Origin of the sequence: Gymnodinialimonas sp. 57CJ19, assembly GCF_038396845.1 — a bacterium.
GTDB lineage: Bacteria > Pseudomonadota > Alphaproteobacteria > Rhodobacterales > Rhodobacteraceae > Gymnodinialimonas.
Map to the genome: position 1 here is coordinate 1267692 of NZ_CP151587.1, position 14673 is coordinate 1282364.

Here is a 14673-nt window from a genome sequence, read left to right on the forward strand (position 1 = left end):
TGAAGGAGCGTCAGAAGTTGACGGTGACGCCCGGAAGGTTGAGGGCTGTCATCAGGTCACGCAGTTCTTGGCGGGCGGCGACGTTGGAGATGTTCATCCGCTCGACGCCCATATCGCGCAGGTCGAGGAGGGTCATGCCGGTGGGGAAGAGTTCCCGGAAGATCACCCGTTCGGAAAAGCCGGGGGCCACGCGAAAGCCGATGCGTTTGGAGAGTTCCTCCAGAGCGCGGCCCATCTTCGCCTTGTTGTGCATCTGTTGGGCGGGAAGGCGGTTGCGGACGACGACCCAATCGGTGGGTTGGAGGCCCGCCTTGGCCCGCAGTTGTCGCGCGTGCCAGACCATCTCGGAATAGACGGAGGGGCCTTTGAGGTCGAAGGTTTCGGGGTCGACCTTGGCCAGAAGGTCGAAGTCCACGAAGCTGTCGTTGAGGGGAGTGACCAGCGTATCGGCCAGGCTGTGGGCGACTTGGCTCAGGCGCGTGTGGCTACCGGGGCAGTCGATCACGATGAAGTCGCAGCGGCCTTCGTGTTCGGCAACGGCAGAGGACAGGCGGTGGTCGTAGATGTTCACACCCTCGGGCACGTCATCGGCCGAGATGTCGGGCAGGTCGAGGATCAGGGGGCAGGCAAGGTCCATGCCACGCCGTTCTGCCGTGGCACGGCGGTTGTCCAGATAGCGGTGGAAGCTGCGTTGGCGTAGGTCCAGATCAAGCCCTCCGACCACATGACCCAGCCGCGCCAATGCTGTTGCGATATGCATGGAGGTCGTCGATTTGCCGGATCCGCCCTTCTCGTTCCCGAGAACAATGATATGCGCCATGGCCTGTCCTGCCTTGTTTTTATACGGTTTTACGGCCTCGTGCGTATCGGGCCCTTTCGGGGTGTATACGCCTGCCTTGGGGGATTTGTTAAGCGCAAAGCCATAAATGATGGACGGATCATGTGCCCCGTGCGACCCTTTTGCCGCAATGCAAGGAAGGGGCTGGCAATGGAAACGGACCGGTATGGAAACACGCTTGGTACCGCCAGCGCGGCTGCTGCGCGGGCCTATGACATCGGCGTGGACCACGTCCTGGCCGCCACATCGGGTGCGCAAGAGGCTTTTGCCAAGGCGGTGGCAGCGGATGAAGGCTTCGCGCTGGCCCATGTGGGCGCGGCCCGAGCGGCGATGTATGCGGGTGACATGGGGGCGATCAAACCGTTGATGGAACGGGCCGTTGCGCTGTCCGGCGGCCTTGGAGCGCGCGAGCTTTCTCACATCGCGGTGTTCAACCTGCTGTTCTCTGCCAAGCCGGTGGAGGCCCGCGCCGCGGTGGAGGCCCATGTCCTTGAACATCCCTGTGATGCCATGGTCGCGCAGATCTGCACCAACATCTTTGGCCTGATCGGTTTTTCCGGCCAACCGGGACGTGAGGCGGCCCTGCTGGCCTATACGGGAGCTCTGCTGCCGCATTACGGCGACGATTGGTGGATGGGCTCCATGCATGCGCTGTCGCTCACAGAAGTGGGTCAGGCGGGTGCGGGGCTCGAGATGATGGAGGCTTCACTGGCACGCTACGGCGCCAACGCCAATGGCTCTCACTTCAAAGCCCATGCGCTGTATGAGCAGGGTCGGACAGCCGAAGGACGTGCCTATTTAAACGCCTGGATGGCCGACTATGCGCCGCAATCGGTGCTGCACGGGCACCTGTCCTGGCACCAGGCGCTTTGGGCTTTGCAAGATGGCGATTGGGATGCCATGTGGCGCCACTACCGGGATGAGATTGCGCCGGGCGCGGGCCATGCTTTGCCGATAAATGTCCTCACCGACGGGGCGGCCCTCCTCTGGCGGGCGGAAATGGCAGGGGCAGAGGTCGCGGCGGAAGACTGGCGCGCCCTCAGCGCCTATGCGACGCAACATTTCCCCAACCCCTCTCAGAGTTTTGCAGATATCCACGCCGCCTTGGCCCATGCCATGGCGGGCGACGGGGCCGCCTTGGCCAAAGTGGCCGAGGCCTCCCGTGGATACGCCGCCGACTTGGTGCAACCCGTGGCCCGCGCTTGGGGTGCCATCGCGCGGGGCCACTATGCCCTCGCTCTTGTGGAGCTCACTCCCGTCATGGCCGACCATGCCCGCCTTGGTGGCTCCAAGGCGCAGCGCGACCTGCTGGAGCTTACCTGGCTGCTCTGCCTGATGCGCACCGGAGCCCAGGACGAGGCCCATCGCGCGATCTCCACCCGCCGCCCCCTGTTCTCCCGCGCCGCGCCCGTCGCCCCCTGATCCTTATCCCCCATGCCGCCGCGCCCAAGGCTTTCGCGCCTGCCTCTCATTCACCTTGGCCCATACAACTCAATCCCTCACTCTCCCCAAACGATGCCCTTACCTCCAACAGACCCACCCCAAAACGCAAAACGCCGCCCCCGAAGGAGCGGCGCCTGACGCGTAACAAAAGTCGGTTCCTTAGAAGCCCAGACCTTCGTACTTTTTCTTGAACTTCGATACACGGCCGCCGGTGTCCAGCAGACGGGCGCCGCCGCCGGTCCAGGCAGGGTGAACCGTGGGGTCAATGTCCAGCGCCAGGGTGTCGCCTTCGGCGCCCCAGTGCGAGCGCATCTGAACGATGTCGCCGTTGGTCATTTTCACGTTGATCACGTGGTACTCGGGATGCAGGTCCTTTTTCATCTCGTGATCTCCTTATGCTTTGGCTTTGAGCGGCTTGTAACGGGTATCCTCGGCGATACGCGCGGACTTACCGCGACGCGAGCGGAGGTAGTACAGCTTGGAACGACGCACGCGGCCACGGCGCACGACGGTAATGCTGTCGATGTTTGTCGAATGCAGGGGGAACACACGCTCCACGCCCTCACCGAAGGAGATCTTGCGCACGGTGAACGAGCCGGCAATGCCGTGGCCGTTCTTGCGTGCGATGCAGACGCCTTCGTAGTTCTGCACACGGGTACGTGTGCCCTCGGTAACCCGGAAGCCGACGCGAATGGTGTCGCCCGCTTTGAAATCCGGAATGTCCTTGGCAAGTTCTGCAACTTGCTCGGCTTCCAATTGTGCGATCAGGTTCATCTGAAACGCTCCTTTATCTGACGCGGTTTTCCCGCTTGATTTTCCGTCACCCGAGAGCTCTGGTCTTCGACCGGGTCCGCTTCATTCCCATTCGGGAGCGCCCGCCAGAGGGTCGTGCAATCTACATTCTACAACGTGGTCCCAAGGCCTCGCCCGCGCCGAAACTTCGCGGATGTCCCATAGCACCACAGTCCACTGGCTGATTCCAACCGTGAACAGGCTGCGTATAAGCGGCGGAGAGGTATGGGGCAAGGGGCGATTGGGACCATCGCGGCCAATGTGCAGAGGCTGAAATGAGTGTCCGAATTGAGCCAGACCCAACTGGATGCTACGCTGTGCTCAAGTGTCCGGTGTGTAGACAGGTCAAACGTTTGACACCCCCGTAATTCACTACTCGGAAACACTTGGTTTGGGGAAAGAAAATGACCAATGGCGATTTCGGCGAACCAAACATTCCTAATGATCTTTTTGAATGCGCGATGCTCCTGAAAAACAACATCATTGGCCTAACGACTGGGGGTGGTTCGGAGCCTGAGTACAAATTGGCCAGAAGAAAGCTAATGGAAGACCCGGCAAGCAAGCGGCTTCTGCCGGAGTTTGTGCGTTTCTCAAATGATGCCGCATCGTTGCGGTCAACGCTATCAAGCGTGGCGAGTGGTGCGGGTTCTTGGGCCGTGCGCCGAGGCCACGTTGTCGAAGCTTTCAAACCCGTATTGACCTTTCTGGAAGCAGGTGGCGGTGCGGCTGACGCAGCAATTACAAATGGTCTTGCTTTCTATGATGCGCCCGCTGTCCAAGCTTTTTGGGCCAAGGCTTTGGATAGACGAACGACGGACCCGGATGGAGCTATTACCGCCGCAAGCGCGTTACTTGAGGAGGTCTGCAAGCATATTATCGAGGACAGCGGCGCAAAGTGGGAGTCCAAGTGGAACGTGCCGAAGCTCTATTCAGAAGCTGCGAGGGTCTTGAAACTCGCACCATCGCAGCACCAAGAAGAAGTTTTCAAAACGATTCTGGGAAATTGCCAAAGCGTCGTTCAGACTATTGGTTCTCTGAGAAACAAAAGTGGCGATGCCCATGCTGGTGGGCGCTCACGCGTTCCATTCAAGCCACGTCATGCCGCTTTGACGGTCAACTTGGCTGGGTCCATGGCCTTGTTTCTGATCGAGACTTGGCAGGCGAGAATTGAGGAGCAATGGATCAGCGTTCCTTAGACGTGGCGCCATACTGACGCAGCAATTGGCGCAGCCGCAGCGAAATCCCGCTTCGTCCCGCAAACCGGCCACTGTTCTGTCTTGTCGGCCTGTTCCTTCCGCCATTCGGCCACCATGCCGGGGTCGCCCGAAAGCAGCGCGGGCGGCATCTGATGCTCATGCCGATCGGCGGGCTTGATGTGTTGTGGATGCTCTGGCAGCCCGTCCGAGGAGCGCTCTCTTTTTGGGGGGCTGCTGCGTTGCCCGGAACGCAGGAGGTAAGCCGTGTGGTGGCGTCCAGAACCTGGGGCGCGGAAATCCCGCGTCCGCTCCTTGCCCACGCGGTCTGCGGACAGGTCTTGTGTCGGCGATTACAGGGGGAACTCCGCGCGCACGACCAATCCGGTCTCTGCCCAGTCCATTTCGAAAGATCCGTCTACGGTGGCGATCAGGTTCTTGATAATTCTCGAGCCGCTGCTGCGCTCTGGCTTTGCGACCGCGGGGCCGCCGCTTTCGGACCATGTCATCATCAATCGGTTGCTGTCTTCATTGGCTTGAACTTTCCAATCGACGTGAACGTTACCACCGTCCGCGCTGAAGGACCCGTGCTTCACGGAATTTGTGGCCAGCTCGTGCAGGCAAAGTGCAACACACGATAGTATGTGATTGGAAAGTGCTATGCTGGGGCCGCTGAGTTGAAACTGCTGCTCCCCTTGGGGGGCGTAGGCAGAAAGGATTCGCTGAGACAGCGTGTCAAAGGCAAGGGTCTGGCCTTCTGGCTTTCTGATTGTCTCGAAGTGAGCGTCGCTCAATGCCCTCAGACGCGCTTCTACAACTTCCGCCAGATCATTTACGTCATCGTGCTCGCGGGCTGACATCCTAATGATGGAACTCATCACGTTAACGATATTTCGCAGCCTGTGAATAAGCTCTTCATCGGCAAGCTTGCGTGCCTCGGCTTCGGCTTTGCGTTTGGCCGTAACATCTAATTGCGAGCCGAAAAAGAAAATTAGCTCGCCATCGTCATCCAGGATCGGGCCAATTTGAAGCGCGTTGATGAAAGCCGTGCCGTCTTTACGGTAGTTCACAAGTTCAACGGTATCGACTCTCCGTTCATCAAGCGCGGCGCGCACGAATTTCACGTTTTCTTCTGTCGTGTCGCGCCCTTGCAAAAGCCTGCAATTCTTTCCGACGATCTCTTCCTCGGTGTATCCGACAAGATCCAGAAATGCCTGGTTCGCGAAAACAATGGGATTGTCGGGTCGGTTCGGGTCCGAAATGATCAGTGGGATCTGCGCATGCCGCACGGAATGTGCCATCGCGCCGGCAGTTGCCAGGTCCCAATGCGCACGGTTTTTTCCTGCCTTCAAAACGTTCTCCAGATCCATTGACGTGCCTCTGGCAAAACCAGGCTCTTTTTCAAGAGCCTCCTGCGTGCATGCCATTTGTGTTGCTGAGAAGGGTGTCACGTCGGTAAGCTCGCCGCAACTTAATACCATTTTAGGAAACACACACCCCGCAAAGGGGACCGCATGGTGATCGGTTCCAGAGGCCGGCGACGCGCGTTTGCGTCGCCCATGATCGCGAAGCGTGTAACGTGGCCTTTGATGCTACCCTGCGTCTTTCTCATGGGCCGCCCATAAATCCGGCCGCCGCTCTTGCGTCAGCGCCTTGGCTTGTTCCTTCCGCCATTCGGCGACCTTGCCGTGATCGCCCGACAGCAGCACGGGCGGCACCTGATGCCCGCGCCAATCGGCGGGTTTGGTGTATTGTGGGTGCTCCAGCAGCCCGTCCGAGAAGCTTTCTTCCTGGGTGGATTCTGCGTTGCCCAAAACGCCGGGGATCAGCCGCGTGGTGGCGTCCAGAACCAGTTGCGCGGGGATTTCTCCGCCGGTCAGGACCGCGTCGCCGACGCAGATCTCTTCCATGGCGTAGGCGTCGATCACCCGTTGGTCCAACCCCTCGAACCGGCCGCAGACGATGGTCATGCCTTTGGCCTTCGAGAACCGCTCGGCATCGGCTTGGGTGAAGGGTTTGCCGCGCGGGGTCATGTAGACGACAGGCCATTCAGCCGGGTCCGCAGGGGTGCCGCGCGATGCGATATCCAGCGCACGGCCCATCACGTCGGGCTTCAAAACCAGCCCCGCGCCGCCACCCGCTGGCGTGTCGTCCACTTGCCGGTGCTTGCCGGTCCCGAAGGTGCGTAGATCAACGGTTTCCAGCGCCCAAAGGCCCTTTTGCAAGGCCTTGCCTGTCAGGGAGGCATCAAGCACGCCGGGGAATGTCTCGGGGAACAAGGTGATGACCTTGGCGCACCAGGCTTTTGCAAGGCGGGGGCGTTCGGTCATTAACTCACGGGGTTTCAGGCTGGCGGATTGCGTCAGGCGGCCGTGTGATTTGGTAGGGGGCTGTGTCATCCCGCCCGTCTACGCGGGCGGGCGCGGGCGATCAATTACTTCTCGTCTTTGTCTTGGCGGGCACGCATTACAACCAGCGTGATAACGGAAACAACGGCGCCGAGGGCGGCATAAACGAAGAACATGATTAAATTCCTTTGAAGGGGTAAGTGATGCACCCTGTCTAACGCCTGCCGGGTGGCTCTGACATGGCGGGAATCCCGCATCCGGCCCCCTGCGTCAGCGCGCAGAAGCACCGCAGACATGCACCTTGTCGCTCGGGGGGCGGATCGGTACATTGCGTCCCTGCGAAGGAGCCTCCCCCATGAGTAAACCTATTCTGGTCGTCGATCAGCTGTCGAAGATATACGCCGGCGGCTTCACCGCGCTGGATGCCGTATCGCTAGAGATTGCCGAGGGCGAGATTCTGGCCCTGCTTGGCCCCAACGGTGCGGGCAAGACGACCCTGATCTCTACGATTTGCGGGATCGTGCAGCCCACCAGCGGGAAGGTCTCGGTCGGGGGGCATGATACACAAACCGATTACCGTGCCGCCCGCAGCCTGATCGGGTTGGTGCCCCAGGAGATCAACCTGGAGCCGTTCGAGAAGGTGATCAACACGGTCCGTTTCTCGCGCGGGCTGTTCGGGAAGCCGCGCAATGATGCCTATCTGGAGAAGATCCTGCGGCAGCTGTCGTTGTGGGATAAGAAGGACGACGCGATCCGCACCCTGTCGGGGGGGATGAAGCGGCGGGTGTTGATTGCCAAGGCACTGTCCCACGAGCCTCGATTGTTGTTTCTGGATGAGCCTACGGCGGGCGTGGACGTAGAGCTGCGCCGCGACATGTGGGACATCGTGCGCAGCTTGCAGGAAAGCGGCGTGACGATCATTTTGACCACCCACTACATCGAAGAGGCCGAAGCGATGGCCGACCGGGTGGGGGTGATCAACAACGGCAAAATCCTGCTGGTGGAAGAGAAGGCCAACCTGATGGCCCGCATGGGGCAGAAGGAGCTTCGCATTGATCTGGCCGAGCCGATTGACGCCATCCCCGCCGTTTTGGCGGACCGCGATCTGGTGTTGGAGCAGGGCGGCGGCCGGTTGGTTTACCGCTACGACACCCGCGCAGAGCGCACCGGTATCGTCCGTCTGTTGGCGGCCTTGCAGAGCGAAGGGCTGGTCGTGGCCGACGTGGAAACCAAGCAGAGTTCATTGGAAGAGATTTTCGTGGGTCTCGTGAAAGAAGGGGAAGAGGCATGAACCTTCAGGCCGTAAAATCCATCTATGTCTTCGAGATGGCCCGCACGTTCCGCACCTTGGCCCAGTCCATCGTATCGCCGGTCCTGTCCACGTCGCTGTATTTCATCGTGTTCGGCACGGCGATCGGGTCGCGGATCGAACAAGTGGAGGGCGTCAGCTACGGCGCGTTCATCGTGCCGGGCTTGATCATGCTGACAGTGCTGACCCAGTCGATTTCCAACGCCAGTTTCGGGATATACTTCCCGAAGTTTATTGGCACGATCTACGAATTGCTGTCGGCACCGGCCTCGTTTCTGGAAATCACCGCAGGCTACGTTTTGGCGGCCGCGACCAAGAGTTTCATGATCGGGTTAATCATTCTGGCCACAGCATTCTTCTTTGTGAACCTGCAAATTCTGCATCCGATGTGGATGCTGACGTTCCTTGTGTTGACCTGCCTGTCGTTCAGCCTGTTCGGCTTTATCATCGGGATTTGGGCGCAGAACTTTGAGCAGTTGCAGTTGATCCCGCTTTTGGCGGTGACGCCCTTGGTGTTCTTGGGCGGCGCGTTCTACTCGATCTCGATGCTGCCCGAGAGCTGGCAGACCGTGACGCTGTTCAACCCGGTGGTCTATTTGATCTCGGGGTTTCGGTGGAGCTTCTTTGGCGTGGCCGATGTGGCGCTGGCCTGGTCCTTGGTGGCGATTTTGGGCTTCACCGGAACCTGCATTGCCGTGATCGGATGGATATTCAAATCCGGCTGGCGCATCCGCGCCTGAGGCCCGGGTGAGGCGGGGCGTTTGGGGCCAGTGTCGCTAAGGGGGCTAGCCCCCTCTGCGCATCCTTGAGGATGCGCTCACCCCCAGAGGTGTATTTTCCAAGATGAAGGAGCCGGGCGCGTCTAGTCGAAGTCCTGTCCCAAGGGCGCGGAGGGCGTGTTGGGGGCGGGAGCATTGTCGAGCAGGCCGTCGGGCATGTCGATGATGACCCGGCCAGAGGCGAGATCCACGGTGGGGACGGCGGCGAGGGTGAAGGGGATAAGAAGCCCGTTGCCGAGACCCGGCCCGGTGATTTCCAGGATATCGCCCGCGCCGTGGTTGGCGACAGAGGCCACTTTGCCGATGGGTTCACCGCCGGTATCCAGGGCGGTGAGGCCGACGAGGTCGGCGTGGTAGAACTCATCATCGGGCAGGGAAGGCAGGGCCGAGCGGGGCGCATAGAGGCGAGTGCCGCGCAGCGCGTCGGCGTTTTCCTTGGTGGCGACACCGGAGAGCATCGCGGCGTAGCCGGATTTGACCGGGCGCGTCAGGTTTATGGTGTAGGATGTGGCGCCGTCCTCGGTTGTGAGGGGGCCGTAGGCGCCGATGTCGGAAGGCTCGGCACAGAAGCTTTTCAGGCGCACTTCGCCGCGCACCCCGAAAGAGCCGGAAATCGCGCCAACGCAGACGTGGTCGGGTTTGGAGGGCGATGGGGGCATGGGGGCCTCGGGCGGTTGGAGCGCGAAAGGGGCGGTGCGGAGTTTGGGCCGGGGACCGCCGGGATGGGAACATGGGGCAAGATCAGATGTCCTGCCCCATGCCGATGCTGTGGGCCGCCGCGGCGCGCAAGTGACGCGCGCGGGGGCCGCGTTGAGGATTTACTCCTCTGCGGCGGCTTCTTCTGCTGCGGGCTCTTCCGCGGGGGCGGCTGCTGCTTCTGCGGCGGCGGCTGCTTTGGCGGCTTTTTCTTCGGCACGCTCAACGGCTTTCTTGCCGGGCTGTGCTTTTTTCATGTTGGCGCGCTCTTTCTTTTCGACGACGCCGGCGGCCTCGAGGAAGCGGCTGATGCGGTCAGTGGGCTGAGCGCCCTTGTCGAGCCAGTGCTGAACACGCTCCATGTCCATCTTGACGCGGTCTTCGCTGTCCTTGGGCAGGAGTGGGTTGTAGGTGCCGAGCTTCTCGATGAAGCGGCCGTCGCGGGGCATGCGGCTGTCGGAAGCAACGATGCGATAGAAGGGGCGCTTTTTGGAACCGCCGCGGGCGAGACGAATTTTCATAGCCATGGTAGGTATCTCCTGAGTGAATTTCTGCGGGCAATGCGCCCTTAGGATTGATGTTGTTCGTGGTGACGGATGACTTCGTCGATGACGAAGCGCATGAGTTTCTTGGCAAAAGCGGGATCCAGATCGGCCCGTTGTGACAAGTCTTCTAACCGGGCGATCTGGGCGGCTTCGCGCGTGGGATCGCTCGGGGGAAGGTCGTGTTCGGCTTTCAATGCGCCGACAGCTTGGGTGTGCTTGAAACGCTCACCCAGGGTGTAGATCAAGATCGCATCGAGGCGGTCGATGCTTTCGCGGTGGCCCTTCAGGACCTCGGCGGCTTTGGTGACTGCGTCGCTCATGGGGCGGCCTCCTGTGGCGACGGGTGGCGATACACCAGCGCGTCGGGGTTGGGGTGAGTGGCCGCGGCATCGAGCTGGCAGCCAAGGCGCTCGGCCAGCGCGATGGAGCGCGCGTTGTCGCGATGGATGTAGCTGACGGCCGAGGTCCAGCCGAAGGGCCCGTAGCAATGGGCGCGTACGGCCTGCGCTGCCTCAAAGGCGATGCCTTTGCCCTCGGCATTTTCCCAGAGCATCCAGCCGATTTCCTTCTCGGGCCACCCGGCGGGATACCAGCAGCCGACGATGCCCACGGGGGTGCCCGCGTGTTCCACCGTCCACATGCCGAAGCCACGGATCGCCCAATGGCCGAATTCGGCGGCGAAGATCGTCCAGGCCTGCTTTTCGTCCTTCTGCCCGCCGGTATAGGCGGCACGTTCGGAGGCGAAATAGTCGCGGAAGCCGGGCCAGTCGCCAGGCTCGGGGCCGCGCAGGGTCAGGCGCTTGGTGTGCAGGACGGGGATCATGCCAGCACCTCTGCCGGAGAGGGGTGACGCCAGATCTGCATGGTGCCGAATTTGCCATGCTCGAACGTACCATCCATGCGACAGCCGAGTTTCTTGGCCAGCGCCAGAGAGGGCGCATTATCGGCGTTCACGAAGCTGGCGGCGGTTTCCCACTCCAACGTCTGATAGGCGTAATCACGGGCCAGCAGGGCGGCCTCGTAGGCGTAGCCTTTGCCTTCGCCATTGGCGAACATGGTCCAGGCGATCTCGGGCTCGGGCCAATCCACGGGGCAGAGCGGGCCGACGATGCCAAGGGCTTCTTCCTCGTTGCCGGTCTCGGTGACGATCCAGCGGCCATAGCCGCGCAGGTGCCAGTGGCCGATCATCGCCGCAAGGTATTGCCAGCTTTCCGCTTCGGTCGAGGGGCCGCCGACGAAATGCGACCGCTCGGACGCGCGGAAGGCGGCGATTGCCTCGAAATCCCCAAGGGAGGGGGCGCGTAGGGTCAGGCGCTCGGACAGGAGGGTGGGGATAATCATCATGCCAAGACCTCTGCCGCGCTGGGGTGGCGGTAGACCACATCATCGGGGTGGGGGCCACGTGCGTCGGCGTCAATCACGCAGCCAAGGCGCGTGGCCAGCGCGACCGAGCGCGTGTTGGTGGCGTCGATATTGCTGACGGCGGTGGTCCAGCCGAGGGCGGTGTAGGCGTAACGGCGGATGGCGGTCATGGCCTCGAACGCGAAGCCCTTGCCTTCGGCGGTCTCGTCCCAAACGGTCCAGGAGAACTCGTTTTCGGGGTAAGGCTCGGGTCGCCAAGGGCCCATGGTGCCCACAACGCCGCCTGTATCCTTGCGCACCACGGCAAAGCAGCCAAAGCCACGCAGGTGCCAATGTCCGGTGATGGTCGCCAGAACGCGCCACGCATAGCCCACGTCCTTGTCCGGCCCGCCGCCCACGAAGGTGGCCCGCTTGGACAGAGCGAAGGCTTTGAACGCCTCGAAATCCGACGCCTCGGGGGCGCGGAAGGTCAGACGCTCGGTCTCCAGCGTGGGGATATGGGCGAGGCGCGGTGTCACTTCTTCTTGCCCAACCCGCTCAGGTCGCCCATGCCGCCAAGGCCCGGCAGGCCACCGCCGCCCGCGCCCATCTGCTTGGCCGCGCGTTCCAGCGCCTTGGGGTCCATGCCGCCCATGGCGCCTGCGTCCATACCCGCAGGCATGCCGCCGCCTTTGCCCATCAACGCGCCCAAACCGCCGCGCATCAGGCCCTTCTTGCCCATTTTGCCCATCTTCTTCATCGCGTCGGCCATCTGGCGATGCATCTTCAGAAGCTTGTTCAGGTCCGATACGTCTTGGCCCGCGCCCTTGGCGATCCGCTTCTTGCGGCTGGCTTGCAGGATGCCGGGGTTGGCGCGTTCTTTCTTGGTCATCGACTGGATCAGAGCGATCTGGCGCACGATCACCTTGTCGTCAAAGCCCGCTTCCTCGATCTGTTTCGACATCTTTGCCATGCCGGGCATCATGCCCATCATGCCCTGCATGCCGCCCATCTTCTGCATCTGCTCTAGCTGGCCTTTCAGATCGTTCATGTTGAACTGACCCTTCTGGAAGCGCTTCATCATCCGCTCGGCCTGTTCGGCCTCCAGCGTTTCCTGTGCCTTCTCGACCAGAGCAACAATGTCGCCCATGCCAAGGATACGGCCCGCGATGCGCTCAGGCTCGAACGTTTCAATCGCGTCCAGCTTTTCGCCGAGGCCCACAAAGCGGATCGGCTTGCCGGTGATCTCGCGCATGGAAAGCGCCGCACCGCCGCGGCCGTCGCCGTCCATCCGGGTCAGGACGACGCCGCTGACGCCGATCTTGTCGTCGAACTCCGTGGCGACGTTGACCGCGTCCTGACCGGTCAGGCCGTCGACCACCAGCAGCGTTTCGCGCGGGTTGGCCACGTCGCGCACGGCGGCGGCTTGGGCGATCAGTTCGGCGTCGATGTGCAAACGGCCTGCGGTGTCGAGCATATAGACATCGTAGCCCGCAAGGCTGGCCTGCGTCTTGGCGCGCTTGGCGATCTGGACGGGGTCTTCGCCCGGTACGATTGGCAAGGTGTCGACGCCGATTTGCGTGCCCAGAATCGCCAACTGCTCCATCGCGGCGGGGCGGTTGGTGTCGAGCGAGGCCATCAGGACCTTCTTGCCCTCCCGATCCTTCAACCGCTTGGCGAGCTTGGCTGTGGTCGTGGTCTTACCCGAGCCTTGCAGGCCCACCATCAGGATCGGCGCGGGCGGGTTGTCGATTTTAAGAACGCCGGGGTCTTCCGCGCCGCGCAGGGTGGCGATCAGCTCGTCATGGACGATCTTGACCACTTGCTGGCCGGGCGTGATCGACTTGGTGACAGCCGCGCCGGTGGCTTTCTTTTCGACGTTCTTGATGAACGTGCGGGCGACGGGCAGGGAAACGTCCGCCTCCAGCAAAGCGACACGCACTTCGCGCAGGGCGGTGCGAACGTCATCCTCGGACAGGGCGCCCTGTTTGGTGAGGCGGTCAAAGACACCGCCTAGGCGCTCGGATAGATTCTCAAACATGGGCATGGCCCCTTTCGCGATCCCGGTACTTTGCCCTTGAAGATAAGGGCGCAGCCAACAAACCCAAGTCCCGTGATGCGTGCTTCAATGCGAAACAACCCCCGTGGGCGAAACTCGCTGACGGGGGGCGATCCTACGAACGCGCGCGGGACCGGGAAGCTTGGCTTTCCGGCTATTGCTTGGGGATTTAGGCGGGAATGGTGGGTGAGTCAATCAATGTTGGCCGTTTCGCCCGCTTGTTGTGGCGGATCAGGCGTTGGCCGCCCAGGCCAGCACCCGGCGGGCATCGGTGGGGGCCATGGCGGGGGCGGGCAGCAATTGGCTGGCCCGTGTCGCGGCGGTGGCGTGCAGATTGCGCATGAAGGCGCGTTCCGGGTCATAGGCATCGGGCGCGGGCAGGATTGTTTCGAGGGGCACAATGGCGCGGGCCACGGGCTGCCCCCGGCGCTTGCGCTCTACCTCGGCGGTGCCGTCCACAATGTCGAGCGTGGCATGTAGCGTCTCCAGACCAAAGATAAACGCGCCATAAAGGGCGATGACGCAGAGCGCGCCGATGATAACCAGAAGCGTGGATTCCATCACCATACCTGCGACAGTCACGACCAGCGCGGCCATTGTCGCCCCAAGGATCGTGTTGCGCGCTCCGGTGACGTCGCTGTGAAGGGTGACGCTTTCGTCTGTTTGCTCGGTGATCTTCATGGGGTCTGCCTTGTGCGTGCGATGTCCCGGTTCATCGCTTTGGACTTGGGCTATTCTATGCCTGAATTGGTGCAATCTTTTGGGCAATTGCGTTTAGCTGCACACCGCCGTCAAATCCAGCACATCACCGGCCAACATGTCACCGTCGGCATGAAGGGTGAAGGCCCGGCGCAGGTCCATGTCATCCCATTCTGCTTGCGTCATCGGCGGTTCTGGCGTCGGGCGTGACCCCGGCTCGCCAAACAGGGTCAACGCCATCGGGCCTTCATAGTCCAACCCGGCGAAAGAGAGCCCTTCGATATGATGGGCATAGACGCCGATCAGGTCGGCGGCATGGGGGCGCGAGGTGGCGATCAGCGTCCAGATCGGGCCGGTGATGTTGTCCCCGATGGTCATGGAGCCAGCCGCCAGATGCGCGGTAGAGCCGCCCTCCTGTCGAAAAGTTCGGCCCGTGGTGGTGTATTCGGCGCGGCCGGGCAGGTGTGTGCCGGGGCGGATCGGGCCCACGCCTTGAGTCACTTCGATCGTGAACGATATCTCGCAGGTCAGGGCGGCGGCTGGAGCGGCGCTCATTAAAAACAGACAGATGTTTACGGGTATGAAGACGCTCATGGAGGGCAGGATAGCACGATTTCGCCCGTCTCAAAAC

The 14673-nt window shown here is 61.8% G+C and carries 19 protein-coding genes; 4 read left to right on the forward strand and 15 right to left on the reverse strand.

Annotated features, from left to right (window positions below; all coding sequences use genetic code 11):
- Nucleotides 1–10: 10 nt before the first annotated feature.
- Entirely contained in the window at nt 11–820 is an 810-nt protein-coding gene (locus AADW23_RS06345; protein WP_341863679.1) for a division plane positioning ATPase MipZ, read from the reverse strand.
- A 168-nt stretch (nt 821–988) separates the two neighbouring features.
- Here AADW23_RS06345 and AADW23_RS06350 point away from each other — a divergent pair, with 168 nt between their 5' ends.
- A complete protein-coding gene (locus AADW23_RS06350) occupies nt 989–2260 on the forward strand; it encodes a tetratricopeptide repeat protein (RefSeq protein WP_341863680.1) in 1272 nt (423 codons plus the stop codon).
- A gap of 180 nt (nt 2261–2440) precedes the next feature.
- Here AADW23_RS06350 and rpmE read toward each other — a convergent pair whose 3' ends face one another.
- Nucleotides 2441–2662, reverse strand: a complete 222-nt coding sequence (gene rpmE / locus AADW23_RS06355) for a 50S ribosomal protein L31 (protein WP_341863681.1) — start codon at nt 2660–2662, stop codon at nt 2441–2443.
- Between the two features lie 12 nt (nt 2663–2674).
- A complete protein-coding gene (gene rplS / locus AADW23_RS06360) occupies nt 2675–3055 on the reverse strand; it encodes a 50S ribosomal protein L19 (RefSeq protein WP_341863682.1) in 381 nt (126 codons plus the stop codon).
- Between the two features lie 422 nt (nt 3056–3477).
- Here rplS and AADW23_RS06365 point away from each other — a divergent pair, with 422 nt between their 5' ends.
- Nucleotides 3478–4269 carry an abortive infection family protein gene (locus AADW23_RS06365; RefSeq protein ID WP_341863683.1) on the forward strand — a complete coding sequence of 264 codons (792 nt, stop codon included), beginning with the start codon at nt 3478–3480 and terminating at the stop codon, nt 4267–4269.
- On the opposite strand, the gene AADW23_RS06370 is transcribed toward AADW23_RS06365, so the two are convergent.
- From AADW23_RS06370 to trmD, 3 genes are all read right to left on the reverse strand, one after another.
- Nucleotides 4266–4418, reverse strand: a complete 153-nt coding sequence (locus tag AADW23_RS06370; protein ID WP_341863684.1) for a hypothetical protein — start codon at nt 4416–4418, stop codon at nt 4266–4268. The genes AADW23_RS06365 and AADW23_RS06370 overlap by 4 nt on opposite strands.
- Before the next feature lie 201 nt (nt 4419–4619).
- Entirely contained in the window at nt 4620–5636 is a 1017-nt protein-coding gene (locus AADW23_RS06375) for a PAS domain-containing protein (RefSeq protein ID WP_341863685.1), read from the reverse strand.
- A 222-nt stretch (nt 5637–5858) separates the two neighbouring features.
- Nucleotides 5859–6665, reverse strand: coding sequence for a tRNA (guanosine(37)-N1)-methyltransferase TrmD (gene trmD / locus AADW23_RS06380; RefSeq protein ID WP_341863686.1), 807 nt, complete (start codon nt 6663–6665; stop codon nt 5859–5861).
- Nucleotides 6666–6969: 304 nt separating this feature from the next.
- Here trmD and AADW23_RS06385 point away from each other — a divergent pair, with 304 nt between their 5' ends.
- Complete coding sequence (locus tag AADW23_RS06385; RefSeq protein ID WP_341863687.1) at nt 6970–7905, forward strand: ABC transporter ATP-binding protein; 936 nt, start codon at nt 6970–6972, stop codon at nt 7903–7905.
- Nucleotides 7902–8663 carry an ABC transporter permease gene (locus AADW23_RS06390; RefSeq protein ID WP_341863688.1) on the forward strand — a complete coding sequence of 254 codons (762 nt, stop codon included), beginning with the start codon at nt 7902–7904 and terminating at the stop codon, nt 8661–8663. Before AADW23_RS06385 ends, AADW23_RS06390 begins: the two co-directional genes overlap by 4 nt.
- A 122-nt stretch (nt 8664–8785) precedes the next feature.
- Here the strand turns inward: AADW23_RS06390 and rimM are convergent, their stop codons facing one another.
- The 9 genes from rimM to AADW23_RS06435 form a co-directional block, all read right to left on the reverse strand.
- Nucleotides 8786–9361: a ribosome maturation factor RimM gene (gene rimM / locus AADW23_RS06395; RefSeq protein ID WP_341863689.1), complete on the reverse strand. Its 576-nt coding sequence runs from the start codon at nt 9359–9361 to the stop codon at nt 8786–8788.
- A gap of 159 nt (nt 9362–9520) precedes the next feature.
- Entirely contained in the window at nt 9521–9925 is a 405-nt protein-coding gene (rpsP, locus tag AADW23_RS06400; protein ID WP_341863690.1) for a 30S ribosomal protein S16, read from the reverse strand.
- A 41-nt stretch (nt 9926–9966) separates the two neighbouring features.
- On the reverse strand, nt 9967–10263 hold the full coding sequence (locus AADW23_RS06405) for a chorismate mutase (RefSeq protein ID WP_341863691.1): 297 nt from the start codon (nt 10261–10263) through the stop codon (nt 9967–9969).
- Nucleotides 10260–10766 carry a GNAT family N-acetyltransferase gene (locus AADW23_RS06410; protein WP_341863692.1) on the reverse strand — a complete coding sequence of 169 codons (507 nt, stop codon included), beginning with the start codon at nt 10764–10766 and terminating at the stop codon, nt 10260–10262. The genes AADW23_RS06405 and AADW23_RS06410 overlap by 4 nt, the downstream gene beginning before the upstream one ends.
- On the reverse strand, nt 10763–11287 hold the full coding sequence (locus tag AADW23_RS06415) for a GNAT family N-acetyltransferase (RefSeq protein WP_341863693.1): 525 nt from the start codon (nt 11285–11287) through the stop codon (nt 10763–10765). Before AADW23_RS06415 ends, AADW23_RS06410 begins: the two co-directional genes overlap by 4 nt.
- Nucleotides 11284–11823: a GNAT family N-acetyltransferase gene (locus AADW23_RS06420; RefSeq protein WP_341863694.1), complete on the reverse strand. Its 540-nt coding sequence runs from the start codon at nt 11821–11823 to the stop codon at nt 11284–11286. The genes AADW23_RS06415 and AADW23_RS06420 overlap by 4 nt, the downstream gene beginning before the upstream one ends.
- Nucleotides 11820–13325, reverse strand: coding sequence for a signal recognition particle protein (gene ffh, locus AADW23_RS06425; RefSeq protein ID WP_341863695.1), 1506 nt, complete (start codon nt 13323–13325; stop codon nt 11820–11822). Before ffh ends, AADW23_RS06420 begins: the two co-directional genes overlap by 4 nt.
- A gap of 249 nt (nt 13326–13574) precedes the next feature.
- Nucleotides 13575–14024, reverse strand: coding sequence for a hypothetical protein (locus AADW23_RS06430; RefSeq protein ID WP_341863696.1), 450 nt, complete (start codon nt 14022–14024; stop codon nt 13575–13577).
- A gap of 93 nt (nt 14025–14117) precedes the next feature.
- Entirely contained in the window at nt 14118–14597 is a 480-nt protein-coding gene (locus tag AADW23_RS06435; RefSeq protein WP_341863697.1) for a hypothetical protein, read from the reverse strand.
- Nucleotides 14598–14673 lie beyond the last annotated feature (76 nt).

Bases quoted from the DNA above. Each gene is read 5' to 3' on its own strand.
- AADW23_RS06345 (WP_341863679.1), bottom strand. From the start codon at position 820: ATGGCGCATATCATTGTTCTCGGGAACGAGAAGGGCGGATCCGGCAAA.
- AADW23_RS06350 (WP_341863680.1), top strand. From the start codon at position 989: ATGGAAACGGACCGGTATGGAAACACGCTTGGTACCGCCAGCGCGGCT.
- rpmE (WP_341863681.1), bottom strand. From the start codon at position 2,662: ATGAAAAAGGACCTGCATCCCGAGTACCACGTGATCAACGTGAAAATG.
- rplS (WP_341863682.1), bottom strand. From the start codon at position 3,055: ATGAACCTGATCGCACAATTGGAAGCCGAGCAAGTTGCAGAACTTGCC.
- AADW23_RS06365 (WP_341863683.1), top strand. From the start codon at position 3,478: ATGACCAATGGCGATTTCGGCGAACCAAACATTCCTAATGATCTTTTT.
- AADW23_RS06370 (WP_341863684.1), bottom strand. From the start codon at position 4,418: ATGCCGCCCGCGCTGCTTTCGGGCGACCCCGGCATGGTGGCCGAATGG.
- AADW23_RS06375 (WP_341863685.1), bottom strand. From the start codon at position 5,636: ATGGATCTGGAGAACGTTTTGAAGGCAGGAAAAAACCGTGCGCATTGG.
- trmD (WP_341863686.1), bottom strand. From the start codon at position 6,665: ATGACACAGCCCCCTACCAAATCACACGGCCGCCTGACGCAATCCGCC.
- AADW23_RS06385 (WP_341863687.1), top strand. From the start codon at position 6,970: ATGAGTAAACCTATTCTGGTCGTCGATCAGCTGTCGAAGATATACGCC.
- AADW23_RS06390 (WP_341863688.1), top strand. From the start codon at position 7,902: ATGAACCTTCAGGCCGTAAAATCCATCTATGTCTTCGAGATGGCCCGC.
- rimM (WP_341863689.1), bottom strand. From the start codon at position 9,361: ATGCCCCCATCGCCCTCCAAACCCGACCACGTCTGCGTTGGCGCGATT.
- rpsP (WP_341863690.1), bottom strand. From the start codon at position 9,925: ATGGCTATGAAAATTCGTCTCGCCCGCGGCGGTTCCAAAAAGCGCCCC.
- AADW23_RS06405 (WP_341863691.1), bottom strand. From the start codon at position 10,263: ATGAGCGACGCAGTCACCAAAGCCGCCGAGGTCCTGAAGGGCCACCGC.
- AADW23_RS06410 (WP_341863692.1), bottom strand. From the start codon at position 10,766: ATGATCCCCGTCCTGCACACCAAGCGCCTGACCCTGCGCGGCCCCGAG.
- AADW23_RS06415 (WP_341863693.1), bottom strand. From the start codon at position 11,287: ATGATGATTATCCCCACCCTCCTGTCCGAGCGCCTGACCCTACGCGCC.
- ffh (WP_341863695.1), bottom strand. From the start codon at position 13,325: ATGTTTGAGAATCTATCCGAGCGCCTAGGCGGTGTCTTTGACCGCCTC.
- AADW23_RS06430 (WP_341863696.1), bottom strand. From the start codon at position 14,024: ATGAAGATCACCGAGCAAACAGACGAAAGCGTCACCCTTCACAGCGAC.
- AADW23_RS06435 (WP_341863697.1), bottom strand. From the start codon at position 14,597: ATGAGCGCCGCTCCAGCCGCCGCCCTGACCTGCGAGATATCGTTCACG.